The organism is Maridesulfovibrio zosterae DSM 11974 (genome assembly GCF_000425265.1).
Taxonomy (GTDB): Bacteria; Desulfobacterota; Desulfovibrionia; order Desulfovibrionales; family Desulfovibrionaceae; genus Maridesulfovibrio; species Maridesulfovibrio zosterae.
On record NZ_KE384342.1, the window covers coordinates 204,473 to 221,910 of the forward strand.

12 protein-coding genes are annotated in these 17,438 nt (G+C 41.8%); 11 read left to right on the forward strand and 1 reads right to left on the reverse strand.

The genetic code is table 11. The features are described 5' to 3' along the window. Positions 1–111 precede the first annotated feature (111 nt). The 11 genes from H589_RS0112450 to H589_RS0112500 all read left to right on the forward strand — a co-directional run bounded on the left by H589_RS0112450 (position 112) and on the right by H589_RS0112500 (position 16,338). Positions 112–1,824 carry an L-lactate permease gene (locus tag H589_RS0112450; RefSeq protein WP_027722322.1) on the forward strand — a complete coding sequence of 571 codons (1,713 nt, stop codon included), beginning with the start codon at positions 112–114 and terminating at the stop codon, positions 1,822–1,824. 115 nt (positions 1,825–1,939) lie between these two features. After that, positions 1,940–3,322, forward strand: a complete 1,383-nt coding sequence (locus H589_RS0112455) for an FAD-linked oxidase C-terminal domain-containing protein (protein WP_027722323.1) — start codon at positions 1,940–1,942, stop codon at positions 3,320–3,322. A 5-nt stretch (positions 3,323–3,327) separates the two neighbouring features. Continuing rightward, positions 3,328–4,623: a (Fe-S)-binding protein gene (locus H589_RS0112460; RefSeq protein WP_027722324.1), complete on the forward strand. Its 1,296-nt coding sequence runs from the start codon at positions 3,328–3,330 to the stop codon at positions 4,621–4,623. Positions 4,624–4,841: 218 nt separating this feature from the next. Beyond that, positions 4,842–6,959 (forward strand): phosphate acetyltransferase, encoded by a 2,118-nt coding sequence (gene pta / locus H589_RS0112465; RefSeq protein WP_027722325.1) that lies wholly within the window; start codon positions 4,842–4,844, stop codon positions 6,957–6,959. Further along, complete coding sequence (locus H589_RS0112470) at positions 6,960–8,150, forward strand: acetate kinase (RefSeq protein ID WP_027722326.1); 1,191 nt, start codon at positions 6,960–6,962, stop codon at positions 8,148–8,150. 219 nt (positions 8,151–8,369) lie between these two features. After that, entirely contained in the window at positions 8,370–8,996 is a 627-nt protein-coding gene (locus H589_RS0112475; protein ID WP_027722327.1) for a lactate utilization protein, read from the forward strand. Beyond that, a complete protein-coding gene (gene ldhH, locus H589_RS0112480) occupies positions 8,996–11,152 on the forward strand; it encodes an L-lactate dehydrogenase (quinone) large subunit LdhH (RefSeq protein WP_027722328.1) in 2,157 nt (718 codons plus the stop codon). The genes H589_RS0112475 and ldhH overlap by 1 nt, the downstream gene beginning before the upstream one ends. Before the next feature lie 380 nt (positions 11,153–11,532). Beyond that, positions 11,533–13,344, forward strand: coding sequence for a methyl-accepting chemotaxis protein (locus H589_RS0112485; RefSeq protein ID WP_027722329.1), 1,812 nt, complete (start codon positions 11,533–11,535; stop codon positions 13,342–13,344). A gap of 95 nt (positions 13,345–13,439) precedes the next feature. Continuing rightward, positions 13,440–13,742 carry a Dabb family protein gene (locus tag H589_RS0112490; protein WP_027722330.1) on the forward strand — a complete coding sequence of 101 codons (303 nt, stop codon included), beginning with the start codon at positions 13,440–13,442 and terminating at the stop codon, positions 13,740–13,742. A 383-nt stretch (positions 13,743–14,125) separates the two neighbouring features. Further along, the gene (locus H589_RS0112495; protein WP_027722331.1) at positions 14,126–15,937 is read left to right on the forward strand and encodes a methyl-accepting chemotaxis protein; all 1,812 of its coding nucleotides are present in this window, start codon (positions 14,126–14,128) and stop codon (positions 15,935–15,937) included. A gap of 74 nt (positions 15,938–16,011) precedes the next feature. After that, on the forward strand, positions 16,012–16,338 hold the full coding sequence (locus H589_RS0112500; RefSeq protein ID WP_027722332.1) for an Hpt domain-containing protein: 327 nt from the start codon (positions 16,012–16,014) through the stop codon (positions 16,336–16,338). 77 nt (positions 16,339–16,415) lie between these two features. On the opposite strand, the gene H589_RS0112505 is transcribed toward H589_RS0112500, so the two are convergent. Then, entirely contained in the window at positions 16,416–17,378 is a 963-nt protein-coding gene (locus H589_RS0112505; RefSeq protein WP_027722333.1) for a YheT family hydrolase, read from the reverse strand. Positions 17,379–17,438 lie beyond the last annotated feature (60 nt).

Here is a 17,438-nt window from a genome sequence, read left to right on the forward strand (position 1 = left end):
ACCGACTTTTAAATAAATGTTGAATTGGTGTCTCTCTTATGTGGTTTGGTGAAAATGTTTCATCAGAGAGTGACATAAACCCAAGTGATATTTTTCTTTTAAGGAGGAAACATGTCTGTAGGAATTTTGGCCATTGTAGCGCTTATCCCGATTCTCTTAGCTCTGGTTCTGATGGTTGGCATGCGCTGGCCTGCTACTAAAGCAATGCCCGTTGCATGGCTTTCTGCTGTTGCCGGTGCAATTGCTGTCTGGAATCTTCCCGCTGCTTATGTTGCAGCTCTTACCATTCAGGGTATCATCACTGCGATTGGTATTCTCATCATCGTTTTCGGTGCAATCATCATTCTATACACACTGCAATACAGTGGTGGTATGGAAACTATCCAGTACGGATTCCAGAATATCAGCCGTGACCGTCGCGTACAGGTTCTGATTATCGGTTATCTGTTTGCTGCTTTCATTGAAGGTGCAGCTGGTTTCGGTACTCCTGCAGCTCTTGCAGCTCCACTGCTTCTCAGTCTCGGATTTCCTCCGCTCTGTGCAGCTGTTATGTGTCTTGTTTTCAACTCCTTCCCTGTAACTTTCGGTGCGGTTGGTACTCCAGTTATTCTTGGTTTTAAATATCTGACCGGCCTTGTTGATGCTGCAGTTGCTGCAAATATTCCAGGACTCAACTTTCACTCTATGGAAATGTTTGATAAAATCGTAAGTCAGTGGGCAACTGTAATGCATCTGCCATTGATCTACATCCTGCCTATTTTCATGCTCGGCTTCATGACCCGTTTCTTTGGTCACAACAAGAGCTGGAGTGAAGGTTTTGCAGCATGGAAATTCTGTCTTTTTTCTGCCACAGCATTTTCTGTTCCTTATCTTTTCACCGCTTGGTTTGTAGGTCCTGAGTTTCCTTCCCTTATCGGTGGTCTTGTAGGTCTCGGTATCGCTATTGTCGGTGCTAAAAAAGGTTTTTGTGTTCCTGAAAAAGTTTGGGATTTCGGTCCTTCTTCTTCTTGGGATGCAGATTGGACAGGTTCTGTTTCTGCTGAAAATACCGGCGAATTCAAAGCTCACATGAGTCAGGCACGTGCATGGACTCCTTACATTCTTATCGGTCTGATCCTTGTTATTACTCGTATTCCTGATCTCGGCCTTAAAGGCATGCTCGCTGGTGTATCCATTCCTTTCAAAGGAATCCTTGGATTCGGTAGTGTTAATGCTTCTATCAAATATCTGTACCTTCCCGGTACCATTCCTTTTGCTCTCGTAGCTTTGCTGACAATTCTCATCCACAAGATGCCAGCTGACAAAGCTGCTATTGCATGGAAAGAAGCTATCGCTAAAATGAAGAACCCCACAATTGCTCTGTTCTTCTCTGTAGCACTTGTATCCATCTTCCGTGGTTCCGGTATTGCTGATACTGCTTTGAACCCTAACGGTTATCTGTCTATGCCTTTGGCTCTTGCTGAAGCTGTATCTGGTCTTGCCGGTCAGACATGGCCTATGTTCGCCTCCTTTGTTGGTGGCCTCGGTTCTTTCATCACTGGTTCTAACACCGTCTCTGACCTTCTGTTCGCAGAATTTCAGTGGGGCGTAGCTAGCAGCTTGAGTCTTCCCCACCAGATCATTGTAGCTGCTCAGGCAGTTGGTGGTGCTATGGGTAACATGATTTGTATCCACAACATCGTTGCAGTATGTGCCGTTGTTGGTCTTTCCGGTAAGGAAGGAATGATCCTTAAGCGCACTGTATGGCCCTTCCTGCTTTATGGTGTGATTGTAGGTATCGTTGCTACTATCATGTCTTTCGTATTGTACCCGAACTTGTTCTAAATTAAATATCTTCCCCCCCAGGACCGGAGACGTCTCCGGTCCTGGGATTTAATTTGAACAGAATTACTTTCCTTAAAATATACTGAATGTTTTTAGTACAGGAGCAAAAAAAAACATGTCAAACGCTAAATTAGCTAAAGAATTTGAGAAAATTGTAGGCGCTGGTGGCGTCATGCATGAAGAAGCTGATCTGCATGCATACTCCTATGATTCTGCAGTACTTGATCCTCAGGTGCCTGCCCTCGTAATCAAGCCTTCTAATACAGAGCAGCTTGGACCTATTACTAAGCTTTGCAATGATAATGGTCTTCCACTGACCGTTCGTGGTGCAGGAACAAATCTTTCCGGTGGAACTATTCCTCATCCCGGTGGAGTTGTTTTATTAACCAACGGTCTCAATAAAATTCTCGAAATCAATGAAGAAGACCTCTATGCAGTTGTCGAACCGGGCGTTGTTACTGCTCAGTTTGCAGCAAAAGTTGCTCAACGTGGACTTTTCTATCCCCCGGATCCAGGCAGTCAGGCTGTTTCCACCCTTGGTGGTAACGTCGCTGAAAATGCAGGTGGACTCCGTGGTCTTAAGTACGGTGTAACCAAAGATTATGTCATGGGGATGGATTTCTATGATGTAAACGGTGATTTGATTAAATCTGGCTCACGCACTGTTAAATGCGTTACCGGTTATAATCTTTCAGGCCTTATGGTTGCATCTGAAGGAACACTCGGCGTGTTCAGCAATATTATCCTCAAACTCGTACCTCCGCCGAAAGCTTCCAAGGCAATGATGGCTGTATTTGATGATGTTCAGAAAGCTTCTGAAACAGTAGCTGCTATTATCGCAAATCACATCGTTCCCTGTACACTTGAATTTCTTGATAATGCTACAATACGCTATGTTGAGGACTATACAAAAGCAGGTCTTCCTACTGATGCCGAAGCAATTCTTCTCATCGAAGTAGACGGTCATCCTGCTGAAGTTATCGACGATGCCGAAAAAGTAGTTAATATCTGTAATAAGATAGGTGCAATTGCTGTTCAGGCTGCTGAAACAGCTGAAGAACGTGAAGCTCTATGGACCGCTCGACGTAATGCACTTCCTGCTCTAGCACGTGCAAAACCGACAACTGTTCTTGAAGATGCAACCGTTCCCCGTTCTCAGATTCCTGCAATGATGGCTGGCCTCAAGAAAATAGCTGAAAAGTATAAACTTGATATCGGTACATTCGGTCATGCAGGCGACGGTAATCTGCATCCAACCATTCTTTGCGACAACAGAAACAAAGAAGAATTCCATCGTGTTGAAGAAGCAGTCAACGAAATATTTGATGTTGCTCTTTCCCTTAAAGGAACTCTTTCAGGTGAGCATGGCATCGGAATGGCTAAATCTAAATGGATGGAAAAAGAAACTTCCAGAGCTACTCTTGATTACTCATTGAGAATGAAGAAAGCTATTGATCCCAAGGGAATTTTGAATCCCGGCAAGATCATTGGAGGTTAATCAATATGAATGACCTCAAACAATTAGCTCAGAATTTAATGGAGCTTGACGACCAGATGGTCGCTTGTATGAAGTGCGGTATGTGTCAGGCTGTTTGTCCTGTCTTTGCCGAAACTATGCAGGAAGCAGACGTTACTCGCGGCAAGATTGCGCTGCTTGAGAAACTTGCTCATGAAATGGTCAGAGATGCTGACCAGGTCAATGAGAAGCTTAACAGATGTCTGCTTTGCGGCTCATGTGCAGCGAATTGTCCCAGTGGTGTTAAGATCATGGACATTTTCATGAAAGCCCGTGTTATCGTTACCACCTATAAAGGACTTTCTCAGACAAAGAAGATGATCTTCAAGGGATTGCTTACCCGTCCTAAATTGTTCAACTTCTTGACAGAAATGTCTGCTAAATTCCAGGGTCCTTTCACCAAAGTAGCTGATCAGGCTTCAGGTGCATCCAGTTGCGCTATGCTTAATCCTCTTATCGGTGAACGTACTTTTATGCCTTTAGCAAAACGTCCATTTCGCAAGGATTATCCTCAGCTTGATACTCCTCGCGGAACAAGCGGACTGAAGGTTGCGTTTTATCCAGGTTGTGTTGTTGATAAAATGTTCCCTCAAGTTGGACATGCTGCAATCAAAATACTTGAATACCATGGTGTAGGTATCTTTTTACCTAAAGCACAGGCTTGCTGTGGTATTCCTACTCTTGCTTCAGGTGACTCAGATACTTTTGTGGACCTCATGAAGCAAAACGTTAAAGCATTTGAAAACGGCACTTTTGATTATCTGGTAACTCCATGTGCGACATGTACAGCTACCATCCATGAAACATGGATTAAGATGATTGATACCGAAGATGCTGTTTTTAAAGATAAAGTACAGGCTATTGCTGATAAGACTATGGATATAAATGCATTCCTCGTAGATGTCGTAGGAGTTAAAGCTCCTTCTGAACTATCCAAGGGAGGCAAGGTCGTTACTTATCATGATCCATGTCACTTATCCAAGTCACTCGGAGTAACTGCACAGCCTCGTGCATTGCTTAAGAGTAATCAGAGTTATGAATTCAAAGAAATGAACGAAGCTAACCGTTGCTGCGGTTGCGGTGGTTCATTCAATCTGTACCATTACGACCTCTCTAAGAAAATTGGAGAACGTAAAGCTGAGAACGTCCGCGATGCGGGTGCTGACGTTGCAGCAACAGGCTGTCCTGCATGTATGATGCAGCTCAGCGATATGCTTGCCCAGTCCGGCGGTGGAGTCGAAGTTAAGCATGTCCTTGAAATCTATGCTGATTCTATAAAGTAAATAGATAGATAAATATAAAGTAGTCCGGAGTGAAATTCACTCTGGACTACTTTAAAGAAAAACGTTTTTATAGAAGGTGGTTGGTAAGCATTTTTTCGGGTTAGTAGGACTGTTAAAGTTACGTCCGGCCCAAATCTTACACTAAGAAATTGCGTGAACTCTTCATATCCGGCTCTGAAACTTCCAGCCGTTCACGTATTACACAGGAGATAATCCCAGTGTCCAATAATCTTTACATCACTGCCACCGAAGAAAAGAGCGGTAAATCTGCCATCGCTCTGGGCGTGATGCAACTGTTGCTTAGAGATTTGCAGCATGTAGCCATCTTCCGACCTATCATTAATGACAACCAGACTGGTTCTCGTGATCACGATATAAATCTGATCATGAATTATTTTAATCTGGATATCAATTATGAGGATACCTATGCTTATACTTTGAAGGAAGCTAGGGAACTCATTAACAGCGGCAAGCACTCTCTGTTGCTGGAAAATATTCTTAATAAGTACAGCCAGCTTGAAGAAAAGTATGATTTTGTTCTTTGTGAAGGAACTGATTTTCAGGGCAAAGATCAGAATTTTGAGTTTGATATCAATGCTGAAATTGCTTCAAATCTCAGCTGCCCAGTTTTGTTAGTTGCTAACGGACGCGGAAAGACTGCTGAAGATATTGTTGCATCCACCCAACTGGTTATTGATGCTCTCGAAGACAAAGGTGTAGACACCGTTGCAACAGTAATCAACAGAATTACTGCTAGTAAGTCTGAAGCTGCCGAAATTCTTTCCAGCATTAAAAGTAATACCAGAGGTTCTGACGATCTTTTGGTTTACGGAATTTCAGAAGATGAAAGTCTCGGTAACCCAAGCATGAACGATGTTCGTAAGTGGTTGGATGCTTCTGTACTTTACGGTCATGGCAGACTTGATACTCTTGTTGATGATTACGTTATCGCAGCAATGCGTATCGGTAATTTCCTTGAGTACATTGAAGATGGAAGCCTGATCATTACTCCTGGTGACCGCTCAGATATTATTCTGAGTTCACTGGCTTCCAGACTTTCAACTTCTTTTCCCGATATTTCCGGTATCTTACTTACCGGTGGACTTCAGCCTAGCGCAAGCGTTCACAAACTTATTGAAGGCTGGACAGGCGTTCCGATTCCCATTCTTTCCGTACCTACAAATACCTATCGCACAACTCAGCTTTTGAGCGAACTTTACGGAAGAATTGATCCTGAAGATCAGCGTAAAACAGCTTCTGCTCTCGGTACTTTTGAATCTCATGTTAATACTGATGAACTCAGACATCGTCTGGTTACCAATAAGTCTCTTAAGGTAACTCCAAAAATGTTTGAGTATAAGCTTGTGCAGAAAGCTAAAGCTAACAAGCAGATCATTGTTCTTCCTGAAGGAACCGGCGAAAGAGTTCTTCAGGCTGCTGACATGCTTACCCGTCGCGGTGTTGCTGACATAGTACTGCTGGGTAAAGCAGATGAAGTTGCAGGTAAGATTTCTAAGCTCGGTCTTGAAATGAGTGATGTACGGATTCTTGATCCTGAGTCTGCACCAGAGTTTGAAGATTATTGTGAAACTTATTTTAAACTTCGTGAGCATAAGGGCATTCGCATGTCTGATGCCCGTGACCGTATGATGGACCCGACTTACTTTGCGTCCATGATGGTATACAAAGGTCATGCCGATGGTATGGTTTCCGGTTCTATCACAACCACTCAGCAGACTATTCGTCCTGCATTTGAGTTTATTAAGACTAAGCCCACAGCATCAATTGTATCGAGTATCTTCCTCATGTGCCTCAAGGACCGCGTCCTTGTATTTGGTGACTGCGCAGTCAACCCTAATCCTAATGCTGAACAGCTTGCCGAAATCGCTCTGAGTTCTGCTCAGACTGCAAAAATATTCGGTGTTGAGCCGCGTGTTGCTCTTATGTCTTATTCAACAGGACAGTCCGGTAAAGGTGCTGATGTTGATAAAGTCAAGGAAGCTGTGCGCATCGCTAAAGAGCGTGCTCCAGAACTGCTTATCGAAGGTCCTATTCAGTATGATGCTGCAATTGATCCTTCTGTTGCAAAAACAAAGCTTCCTGACAGTCAGGTTGCAGGTCGAGCCACTGTTTTTATTTTCCCAGATCTTAATACTGGTAATAACACATATAAAGCTGTACAGCGTTCCGCGGAACAGTCAGTTGCTATCGGTCCCGTACTTCAGGGACTGAATAAGCCTGTAAACGATCTCTCCAGAGGTTGTACTGTTCCGGATATTGTTAACACTGTAGCTATCACAGCAATTCAGGCTCAGGCCGAAAAAGGACTTATTTAAATGAAAGTATTAGTTATTAACGCAGGAAGCTCTTCAATCAAATATCAGCTTCTTGATATGAGCAACGGTGACGATCTCGCCTCCGGTATTGTCGAACGTATCGGTGAAGAGATGGGTAGCATCAGCTACAAAACCGATTCTAAATTTGTTAGCGAACAGCCTTTTCCTACTCATAGAGAAGGTATGGTCGAAGTTATCAATCTGCTTACCGATGCAGACAAGGGTGTTGTTAAAGATAAAGCTGAAATTGCAGCTATCGGACACCGTATTGTTCATGGTGGCGAACTTTTCTTCGAGCCTGTTGAAGTTAATGAAGAAGTACTGCAGGGAATCAGAGATTGTATCCCGCTTGCTCCTCTGCACAACCCTGGCCATGTTATCGGGATTGAAACCGCAATGGAACTTTTCCCCGGTGTGAGACAGGTTGTTGTCTTTGATACTTCTTTTCATCAGACTATGGAACCTAAAGCATACATGTACGGTGTTCCTTATGAGTACTATGAAAAATACGGTCTTAGAAGGTACGGCGCTCATGGAACATCCCATAAGTATGTAGCACGTGAAACAGCCAAGCTGCTGGAAAAACCTCTTGAAGAGTGCAACATTATTACTGTTCACCTCGGAAACGGAGCATCCATTTCAGCTGTTAAGAACGGTAAATGCTACGACACATCCATGGGCCTGACTCCTCTGGGCGGTATCATTATGGGAACCCGTTGTGGTGACATTGATCCTGCTATCGTAGGTTTTATTGCTGAAAGGACCAAACAGTCTGCTGCTGAAGTTGTTGCAACTCTCACGAATGAAAGTGGACTTAAAGGTATCTGCGGCTCTAACGACCTGCGTGATATTCATGCTCGTATTGAAAAAGGTGATGAACGTGCAGAGCTTGCTCTTGAGATGGCTTGCCACAGAGTTCGTCAGTTTATCGGTTCTTATGCATTTGAACTCGGTCATGTCGATGCGATTGTTTTCACCGCGGGTATTGGTGAAAACGATGATGTGTACCGTGCTAAATCTCTCTCCGGACTTGAGAACTTCGGTATTACTATTAATGCTGAAAAGAACTCTAACTGGGATAGAACTCCTTCTTTCATCAGTGATGATGACGGTAAGGTTAAAGTTGCAATTGTTGCTACTAACGAAGAACTTGAAATCGCTAACGATACTGTCAAGGTTCTCGGACTGTAGTAAATAGTTATTGTATATATCCGGGATGGGGAGTGGAAGCCCTGTCCCGGTTTAAATGTAAGGTTGAGATTGTATCTCCTGTAACAATCTCTTGGAAACGGCCCGGGCAGCCTTTCGGAAGGGGCTGTGTCACCAGATTCTTGTGGAAGGGGATCTTTTGGCAAAACGGGATTAATCACGGGTCTCACAGAAGTGAGCACCCAATTATTTGGGGGAAAAATGACAGTCAAAGCTGAAAGTTTAGAACTTTTCATTGAAAAAGCTAAGATTGCTGCTGCTGTTGTCAGCGAGATCTCATCTTTTGATGAAGCAATCAAGTACACAATGGATTTATGCGGAAAAAAAGAAGCCTGTAAATTGCTCGTATCCGGTTGTGAGGAAGGTCTTTCAAATAAAGCAGAGGCCTTGTGCGCTACAAAAACCGGTAAAACTATTTCTGCTCCTGCACTTAGTAAAAAAGAAATCACTGCTCTCGATAAACAGTGTGAAGAAAATGGATTTGCTTTAATTAAAGACAGCGTTCGCAATCACCTTGGCGGTATCGACATCGCTTTCACATATGCAGATCACGGCATTGCTGAAACAGGTTCTCTTGCATTGAGTTGTCCCAGCGAAGAATTAAGACTCGCAACCATGGTAAGCGAAGTACATGTTGCTGTTCTGCCTAAGTCCACTATTGTTGATAATTCTTATGATCTTGAATCATGGATGGAAGCAAATATGATGGAAGCCAATTATACTGCTTTCATTACTGGTCCCAGTCGTACAGCAGACATCGAACGTGTTTTAGCTATCGGTGTGCATGGGCCACTTGAACTTCACATTCTTCTTTTGGGGGACAAATAATGCAGGACGCTAAAAATTTAAAAGAATACAGAAAAGAGGTTCGTGAATCTCTTGATAACGATTTTCTCAGAACTGCAATGGACAACTTTGCTGTCGCTTACCGCGGTAGCCGCGCCAATGCATTTAAAGGTATGGATGAAAAAAGCCTGATCGCTGATATTGCAGGTGCTAAAGATTGCGCAGCTGCTAACATTGATGAGCTTTATGCAAAGTTTAAGGAAGAAGCTGAAAAACGCGGTGCTGTAGTACATCTTGCAAAAGATGCTCAGGAAGCTAACGAAATAATCGGTCGTATTGCTCAGCAAGAAAATTGTAAGACCATTGTTAAGTCTAAATCCATGACTGCTGAGGAAACTCTGCTTAATCACCATCTTGAAGATCTTAACCTTGAAGTCGTTGAGACTGATCTTGGTGAATGGATCATTCAGATGCGTCATGAAGGACCTAGCCACATGGTTATGCCTGCTATTCACCTTTCACGTCATCAGGTCAGTGATCTGTTTTCTGAAGTGACCGGTAAAAAGCAGGATGATGATATCCAGAAGCTTGTTAAGGTTGCTCGTCGTGAGCTTCGTCAGAAGTTTGTCGGCGCTGATATGGGTATTTCGGGCGGTAACTTTGCTATCGCTGAAACCGGTTCTATCGGTATCGTTACTAACGAAGGTAACGCAAGACTGGTTACCACATTGCCTAGAGTGCATGTAGCACTTATGGGTCTTGATAAGCTTACACCCAAACTGCATGATGCTCTGCGTGTGCTTAAGGCTCTGCCCCGTAATGCTACAGGTCAGGCAATTACTTCTTATGTTACCTGGGTCACCGGGTCCAACGAGTGCGCTGTGGCTGAGGATGACAGGAAGAAAGTGCACTTCGTGTTTTTGGACAATGGAAGACGCGCTCTCGCTAAGGATCCGGTGTTCTCTCAGGTACTGCGCTGCGTTCGCTGTGGTGCATGTGCCAACGTCTGTCCTGTTTACCGCATGGTTGGCGGTCACAAGATGGGCCATATATATATCGGGGCTATCGGCCTCATCCTGACTTACTTCTTTCATGGCACTGATAAGGCCAAAAACCTTGTTCAGAACTGTATCAACTGTGGTGCATGTAAAGAAATATGTGCCGGTGGTATTGATCTGCCCGGTTTGATTAAAGATATTCAGGCTCGTATTCTGGAAGAGGAAGGTCATCCCCTTTACTCTACTTTCCTCGCCAAAATGATGAAAAATCGTAAATTATTTCATAAGTTCCTGCGTATTGCTAAGCATGCTCAGAAACCTGTGAAGGCAAAAGACGGTTTTATGCGTCACCTGCCTATGATTTTTGCTCCTGACCATGACTTCCGCGCACTTCCTACCGTTGCTGAAGTTCCTTTCAGAGACATGTGGGCTAAAGTTAAACCTGCAAAGGTAGCAGATCCTAAATTTAAGGTCGCACTCTTTTCCGGTTGTGTTCAGGATTTTGTTTACCCAGAACAGTCTGTAGCTACTGTTGAAAGTATGAAAGGAAAAGGCGTAGAACTCGACTTCCCAATGGATCAGTCCTGTTGTGGTCTTCCTTTGCAGATGATGGGTGAAAAAGAAGCATGTAAAGAAGTTGCAATCCAGAATATGGAAGCATTTGAAAAAACAGATTGTGACTATATTCTGACTATGTGTGCATCCTGTGCTTCACATCTGAAACATAATTACGTTAAATTCCTCGGTCATGATCCCAAGTACGCTATCAGAGTTCAGGAATTTGCCGATAAAGTTATCGATTATAGTTCCTTTATGAATGACGTACTTGGCGTAACTGAAGATGACTTTCTTGATTCTGCTGGTGAGAAAGTTACCTATCATGCTCCTTGTCATCTTTGCCGTGGTCTGGATGTAAAATCTGCACCTCGTGAACTGATGGTGAAAGCAGGGCTTGATTATAAAGAAAGTGCTGAAGAAGAAGTCTGCTGTGGATTTGGCGGAACATACTCTGTTAAGTTCCCTAAAATCTCTGAACAGCTTCTCAGCAAGAAACTTGAAAATGCCGCCGAAACAGGTGCTAAGACTCTTCTCACCGATTGCCCCGGTTGTGTAATGCAGATTCGTGGTGGTGCTAAGAAACTTGGTAAAGATCTTGATGTTCGCCATATTGCTGAGTTCATCGCTGATCGTAGAAAATAATGAAATAAATTCAATGTCCGCGGCGTTGTTTGCCAGTCGCGGACATTGTCACCGCAGCGGTATGTAATTATGCCTCCAATTCCGGTATCTTCACCTCGCAACTGAAAACACCGGTTACCTGCCGCGCTATATAAGGCTTTTCCATTCGCTCGCCCGATGGAAAAGCCTTTTTTTATGATATGAATCCATATATTATTTTTTGATATATATAATTTAATAGAAATATTTATTATAATACATAAATTACGTATATTGTTAATATGATAATTATTATGTACACTAAAAGAGTTATAAATAACAAAGTGTGTTAGTTGTATGTATTTTTGTTAAACTTGACGTTGTGAAATTAGAATTTTTAATAGCTGATGCATGGAGTAAGTATGATTAAAAATTTATCTATTGGCGGCAGATTTGTTTTATTATTGCTTTCGATGTTTTTATTTCTCATTTTGAGTGGAACAATGTTTCTTATGGAGATTCGTGAAGTTGTTACTACCGGTGTTCACGAAATCGGGGGCGTAATGCTCCAGGGGCAGAGAAATAAAATTGAAGTCGCAACAAAAGGGATTGCATCAGCTCTTGGTGAGCAGCTCAGACATCTCAATAGTAAAGAAGCCAAGATAGATTATATAAGAAAAAGTATTGATAAATTTAGGTTTGAGGAAGACAATTCCGGTTATTTTTTCGTTTATGAAGGGACCACTTGTGTTGCATTGCCGCCTAAAAAATCTGTCCAGGGTAAAGATTTAGGTAATTTGACAGATAAAAATGGAGTTTTTTTTGTAAAGAATCTTCGTGATTTAGCTTCTTCAGGAGGAGGTTTTGTAGAATATACTTTTGATAAACCAGGTAAAGGGGTGCAGCCGAAACTTGGCTATGCCATTACTATTCCCGGAACTGATATGTGGATCGGTACCGGAGTTTATCTTGATAATATTGCTGCAAAGCAAGTTGAAGTCGGCGACTACCTAAGTGCTGAAGTTAAATCAGATACGACCATAATAGTACTTACCGTATTAGCTCTTTTGATCTTTTTTGTTGCCCCCCTTTGCCTGATCATAGTGCGCTCTATTGTCCGCCCTGTTAAGGAGGCAACTGATGCAGCAAGTAGAGTCGCTACTGGTGATCTATCTGTCAGTCTTAAACCAGAAGGAAAAAACGAAATATCCACCTTACAGCAATCTCTCAACAGCATGGTAGAGACTCTTTCAGATAATCTTGATGATATTAAGAAAAAAGAAGCTGAATCAGCTGAGCAGACTCGTGTCGCCAAGATTGCAGCGGCTGAGGCTAATCAGGCTCGTCAGGAAGCTGAGGGGGCTAAACGTGAAGGGATGCTTACTGCCGCCACAAAGCTGGAATATGTGCTTAATAATATAGTTAAAATTTCTCGTGCAGTAGAACAGTCTACTAATGAGATAATGAATGGCAGTGATTTTCAGAAACAGCGTATTACTGAGACAGCAACAGCTATGGAAGAGATGAATGCTACTGTTCTAGAGGTTGCCCAAAATGCGACAGAAACGAATCAGGATACTGAGCAAACCAGAGATAAAGCTGATGAAGGTAAATTAGTTGTGCAGGGTACTATTGAATCAATGGTTGCAATTCAGCAGCAGACTACTGATCTCGAATCCCTAATGGATGAGCTTAATACACAGTCTATTGAAATTGGTAATGTTATGAGTGTAATTAATGATATTGCTGATCAGACAAATCTTCTTGCTCTTAATGCAGCGATTGAAGCTGCTCGTGCCGGTGATGCCGGTCGCGGGTTTGCTGTCGTGGCTGATGAGGTTCGTAAACTTGCTGAGAAGACTATCGGAGCAACTGATGAAGTTCATAAAAGTATAACTTCCATTCAGACACTTGCTCAACAAAATATAACTGGTATGCATTCTGCCGTAGCAGCTATTTCTAAAGCTACAGATAATTCCCGTTCATCAGGTGAAGTTTTGGCAGAAATAGTTGATCTTGCATCAAATGCAGCAGGGCAAGTCCAGTCAATTGCAACAGCAGCAGAGGAGCAATCAGCGACTTCTGACGAAATTAACCGTAGTATTTCTGAAATTGATTCAATGACTGAAGATAATGCCCGTAACAGTATGCAGGCTGCTGAAGCTGCTAAGGATCTATCTCGCGAAGTTGATTCACTCGTAGCACTTGTAGAAGAATTGAGGAGTGGTGAATAAAGACTTGCATCACTTTAAAAAATAGTACTAAATATGCGTTCTGATTAAATTCAGACCATTGTTCGTATTAATATGCACTTGGAAACGGAGGGATAATGATTAAACATATTGTAATGTGGACGCTTAAAGAAGAAGCTGCTGGTGGAACTGCAGCAGAGAATGCTTCTAAAATGAAGGAAATGCTTGAGAATCTTAATGGTAAAATTGAAGTTCTTAAACATCTGGAAGTCAGTGCAGATATTTTTCAGGCTGAACCTGACTGTTCTGTTGTTCTTTATTCTGAATTTGATAGCAAGGAAGATCTTCATACCTATGCAGTTCATCCGCTTCATCAGGAATGTGTTGCATTTATCAAACAGATTGTTAGCTCGCGCAGCGTTATTGATTATGTGATATAGTTGGTTTTTGCATTAGATATTAAGGCCGGATGCGTAAGCTTCCGGCCTTTTTTTATGGTCTGTCCCGTCCTGAAATAGGTTTTCAGCCATAGGACATAATTCAGGACGGCTCATTTATTTGTGTTTATTATAAAAATATCAGCGGATCAGTTTTTAGAATGTAATACTGGTTTTTATATTTAAAATGATTAAATTTAAATTAGATTACTTAAAAAATATTAAGAGATTATAAATTTATTATATGGTAATATGAGTAGTAGTGTACCAAAATTTAAAAAATACTTTTAAAAAAATATATATTGTGTATTTTTAAAAAAAGTATTGCATATTTCAGTAGTAGAGAAATAAGTGCCCAATTAAAATTAAACACCAAGGAGGGGCATATGTTTAAGAATTTATCAATTGGAGCAAGATTTTTTGTTTTATTGGCTTTGATGGTTGTCTTTGTGATCGTAACAGGTTTTTCCTTTGTTGGGGCTATCAGAGATATTACGGCTATTGGTGTAAGCTCTACTGAACAGATAATGTTTCAAGATCAAAAGGATAAGATCAAGGTTGCAACTCAAAGTATAGCTTTATCCCTTGGTGCAGAAATGAAGAAACTACCTAATGAGGAAGTTCAATTAGAATTTATAAGGGCTGCCCTTGATCCAGCTCGGTTTGAAGAAGATAAATCTGGCTATTTTTTTGTATACAAGGGAACAGTTAATATGGTCATGCCCCCTAAAAAGTCTTTGGAGGGCAAGGATTTAAGTGGATTAAAGGATCAGAACGGTCTTTTTGTTATAAAAGAGTTAGAAAAGACAGCTAATGCCGGTGGTGGTTTCGTTAAGTATTTTTTTGAAAAACCAGGGTTTGGAGTACAACCAAAGATCAGTTATTCAATGTATATTCCAGGGACAGATTGGTGGATTGGATCCGGTGTATATATTGATAATATAAAGCACGAAACAGGGCTTATGCGTAATAGCATGATTGAGAATGCCGATTCTATCACATTTAAGATTTTAATAGGGTCCGGTGCTGTTCTTTTGTTTCTTGTCATTCCGCTAAGTATTTATTTAATACGTACTATTGTTAAACCTCTATCGGAATCTACCGAAGCTGCTACAGCTGTTTCTGAGGGCAATCTTGATGTTGTTTTGAATCCAGAAGGTAGAAATGAAATTTCTACACTCCAAGTTGCTCTTAACACAATGGTTACAACCCTCGCCAAGAACCTTGAAAGTATTAAGGCCAAAGAAGCTGAAGCTACTGAGCAGGCTCAGATCGCTGAAGAGTCAGCAATTCAGGCTCGAGAAGCTCAGAAGAGGGCAGAGGGAGCTAAGAAGGAAGGGATGCTTGCAGCAGCTGATAAGCTTCAAAGTGTCATTGAACGTATTTCAGGTATTACAACAGAAGTAACAAGTAGTGCTGATGAAATAATGCGTGGCAGTGAATTCCAGAAGCAGAGAGTAACTGAAACAGCAACAGCCATGGAAGAGATGAATGCAACTGTTTTGGAAGTTGCTAAAAATGCAAGTGAAACTAATGAAAGCTCTGAGAAGTCTATGCTTAAGGCCCGTGATGGAGCGGAAGTTGTTCAGAAAGTGATTAATTCCATGATTAATATTCAGGGGCGTACCGATCAGCTTAAAAAATCTATGGAGCAGCTTGATAGTCAGGCTGTTGACATTGGTAATGTGCTTGGTGTTATTAATGACATTGCAGATCAAACTAATTTGCTGGCTCTAAATGCAGCTATTGAGGCTGCTCGAGCCGGTGATGCAGGTCGAGGATTTGCAGTTGTGGCTGATGAAGTTCGTAAGCTTGCAGAAAAGACTATCGGTGCAACTGATGAAGTTGAGTCTAGCATTAATGGAATTCAGACGCGTGCACGTGAAAATGTGAAAGGGATGGATGATACTGTGGATGCTGTTAAGAGTGCCACAGAGTTGTCTCGCTCTTCCGGTGAAATGCTTGATGAAATTGTTGATCTTGCACGTAATTCTGCTGATCAGATTCGGTCGATCGCTACAGCTGCAGAAGAGCAGTCTGCGACTTCTGATGAAATCAATCGTAGTGTAAGCGAAATTGATTCTATGACAGAAGCGAATGCACGTAACAGTCATATGGCAGCAGAAGGAACTCAGTCGCTTTCAGAAGAAGTGCAAGAACTGTTAAATCTTGTTGAGGAACTTCGTAGCGAAGAGTAATATAGTCTAAAATATATAAGCAGGGGGTTCTACCCCTGCTTATATAAAGGCAATGCTAACAGCAGGAGATCTCTATGAACTCTAATCTTGTGCAGGTTGTTAAAAAACATCTTCGTGATGAGGTTGGAGTAGATCCTGAAAAACTTGATGATTTTATTAAAGAGTCATCCGGACACCTTAAAAATATTTTGATGATTCTTGATGATGCTATAGATGAAGGCGACTTTGAAGAAATAATTGTTAATGCTCATAAGTTGCGTGGAGCATTATGTAATGTAGGTCTTGCAGATTTAAGTTTGGTTGCTAAAAGTATAGAAATAACTGCTGCGAGTAATACCCCTGCATATTTATGCTGTTACGTAATGAGGCTTCAAAAAGAATTGAAGGTTTTTTTTCAGTAGCATATTGGTTTTTAGAAGAAAATTAAGAAAGCCCGGAAGATATTCTTTCGGGCTTTCTTAATTCCAATTCAGTAAGATCATGTGTTTAAAAAACGAATTGTCCGGTCTTCTGACCAAAGCTGTTTTTCTACTGGCAGGTCTGCAAAACCTACATGTCCACCATAGTTGGGGATAACCAAAGAAAGGGCAGAGCTGGATTGGGCTTCTTTAACAGGAAAACATGATTCAGTTAGAAAAGGATCATCTTTAGCGTTGATAATTAAAGAAGGGACTTTAATTTTATCCAAGTACTGCTTGCATGAAGAATGTTTATAATATTCTTCAGCGTCTTTGTATCCATTAACTGGTGCAGTGTACGCGTTGTCGAAGTCGATAATATTACGGATGGAGGATAGTTTCGCGAGAGGGTATTGGTCAGGAAATTGTTTATTCTTAAGCTTTATTTTATTTTTGAGTGATCGCAAAAAGTAGTGATTGTATATAAAATTGGATCCGTGACATAGTCTTTTGGCTGATGCAGAAAGATCACATGGGACAGATATACCTATTGCCCGTTTTACTTTTGCCGGTACTTTTTCAGGATTTTCGCCTAAATATTTAAGGACCTGATTACCGCCCATACTAAACCCGATAAGGGCTGCATCTTCATATATCCCGTGGTCAAGACCATATTGCAGGACTGTATGCAGATCACGTGTATCACCACTATGATACATTTCAGGCGTTCTATTCATTTCGTGACTGCATCCTCTGAAATTGTATGTGATGCAATCCCATCCGGCAAGAACCAGTGCGCGTGCCATGCCTAGCATATACGGTCGTCTGGCGTTTCCTTCAAGACCATGAGCAATTATTGCAAGACGTGAGCTGCTGGCTAAATGCCAATCTATATCCAGAAAGTCTCCATCAGGTGTATCAATTCTTCTTTTTACAACCGGAGGAAGGCTTACTTTGCGGAATATACGAGGAAAAATTGTTTGAATATGACCGGATTGAAGAGGCAGTTTAGGTTTATAGGGAGGGGGTTGCAATAAGGGCATTTGGTAAAAATATCCGTCCTTTGGTTACTTTGTGAAACCGGTAAAAAGTTTAGATGATCA

Excerpts from the sequence above, each read along its gene's own strand:
- H589_RS0112450 (WP_027722322.1), top strand. The coding sequence starts at position 112 with ATGTCTGTAGGAATTTTGGCCATTGTAGCGCTTATCCCGATTCTCTTA.
- H589_RS0112455 (WP_027722323.1), top strand. The coding sequence starts at position 1,940 with ATGTCAAACGCTAAATTAGCTAAAGAATTTGAGAAAATTGTAGGCGCT.
- H589_RS0112460 (WP_027722324.1), top strand. The coding sequence starts at position 3,328 with ATGAATGACCTCAAACAATTAGCTCAGAATTTAATGGAGCTTGACGAC.
- H589_RS0112470 (WP_027722326.1), top strand. The coding sequence starts at position 6,960 with ATGAAAGTATTAGTTATTAACGCAGGAAGCTCTTCAATCAAATATCAG.
- H589_RS0112475 (WP_027722327.1), top strand. The coding sequence starts at position 8,370 with ATGACAGTCAAAGCTGAAAGTTTAGAACTTTTCATTGAAAAAGCTAAG.
- ldhH (WP_027722328.1), top strand. The coding sequence starts at position 8,996 with ATGCAGGACGCTAAAAATTTAAAAGAATACAGAAAAGAGGTTCGTGAA.
- H589_RS0112485 (WP_027722329.1), top strand. The coding sequence starts at position 11,533 with ATGATTAAAAATTTATCTATTGGCGGCAGATTTGTTTTATTATTGCTT.
- H589_RS0112490 (WP_027722330.1), top strand. The coding sequence starts at position 13,440 with ATGATTAAACATATTGTAATGTGGACGCTTAAAGAAGAAGCTGCTGGT.
- H589_RS0112495 (WP_027722331.1), top strand. The coding sequence starts at position 14,126 with ATGTTTAAGAATTTATCAATTGGAGCAAGATTTTTTGTTTTATTGGCT.
- H589_RS0112500 (WP_027722332.1), top strand. The coding sequence starts at position 16,012 with ATGAACTCTAATCTTGTGCAGGTTGTTAAAAAACATCTTCGTGATGAG.
- H589_RS0112505 (WP_027722333.1), bottom strand. The coding sequence starts at position 17,378 with ATGCCCTTATTGCAACCCCCTCCCTATAAACCTAAACTGCCTCTTCAA.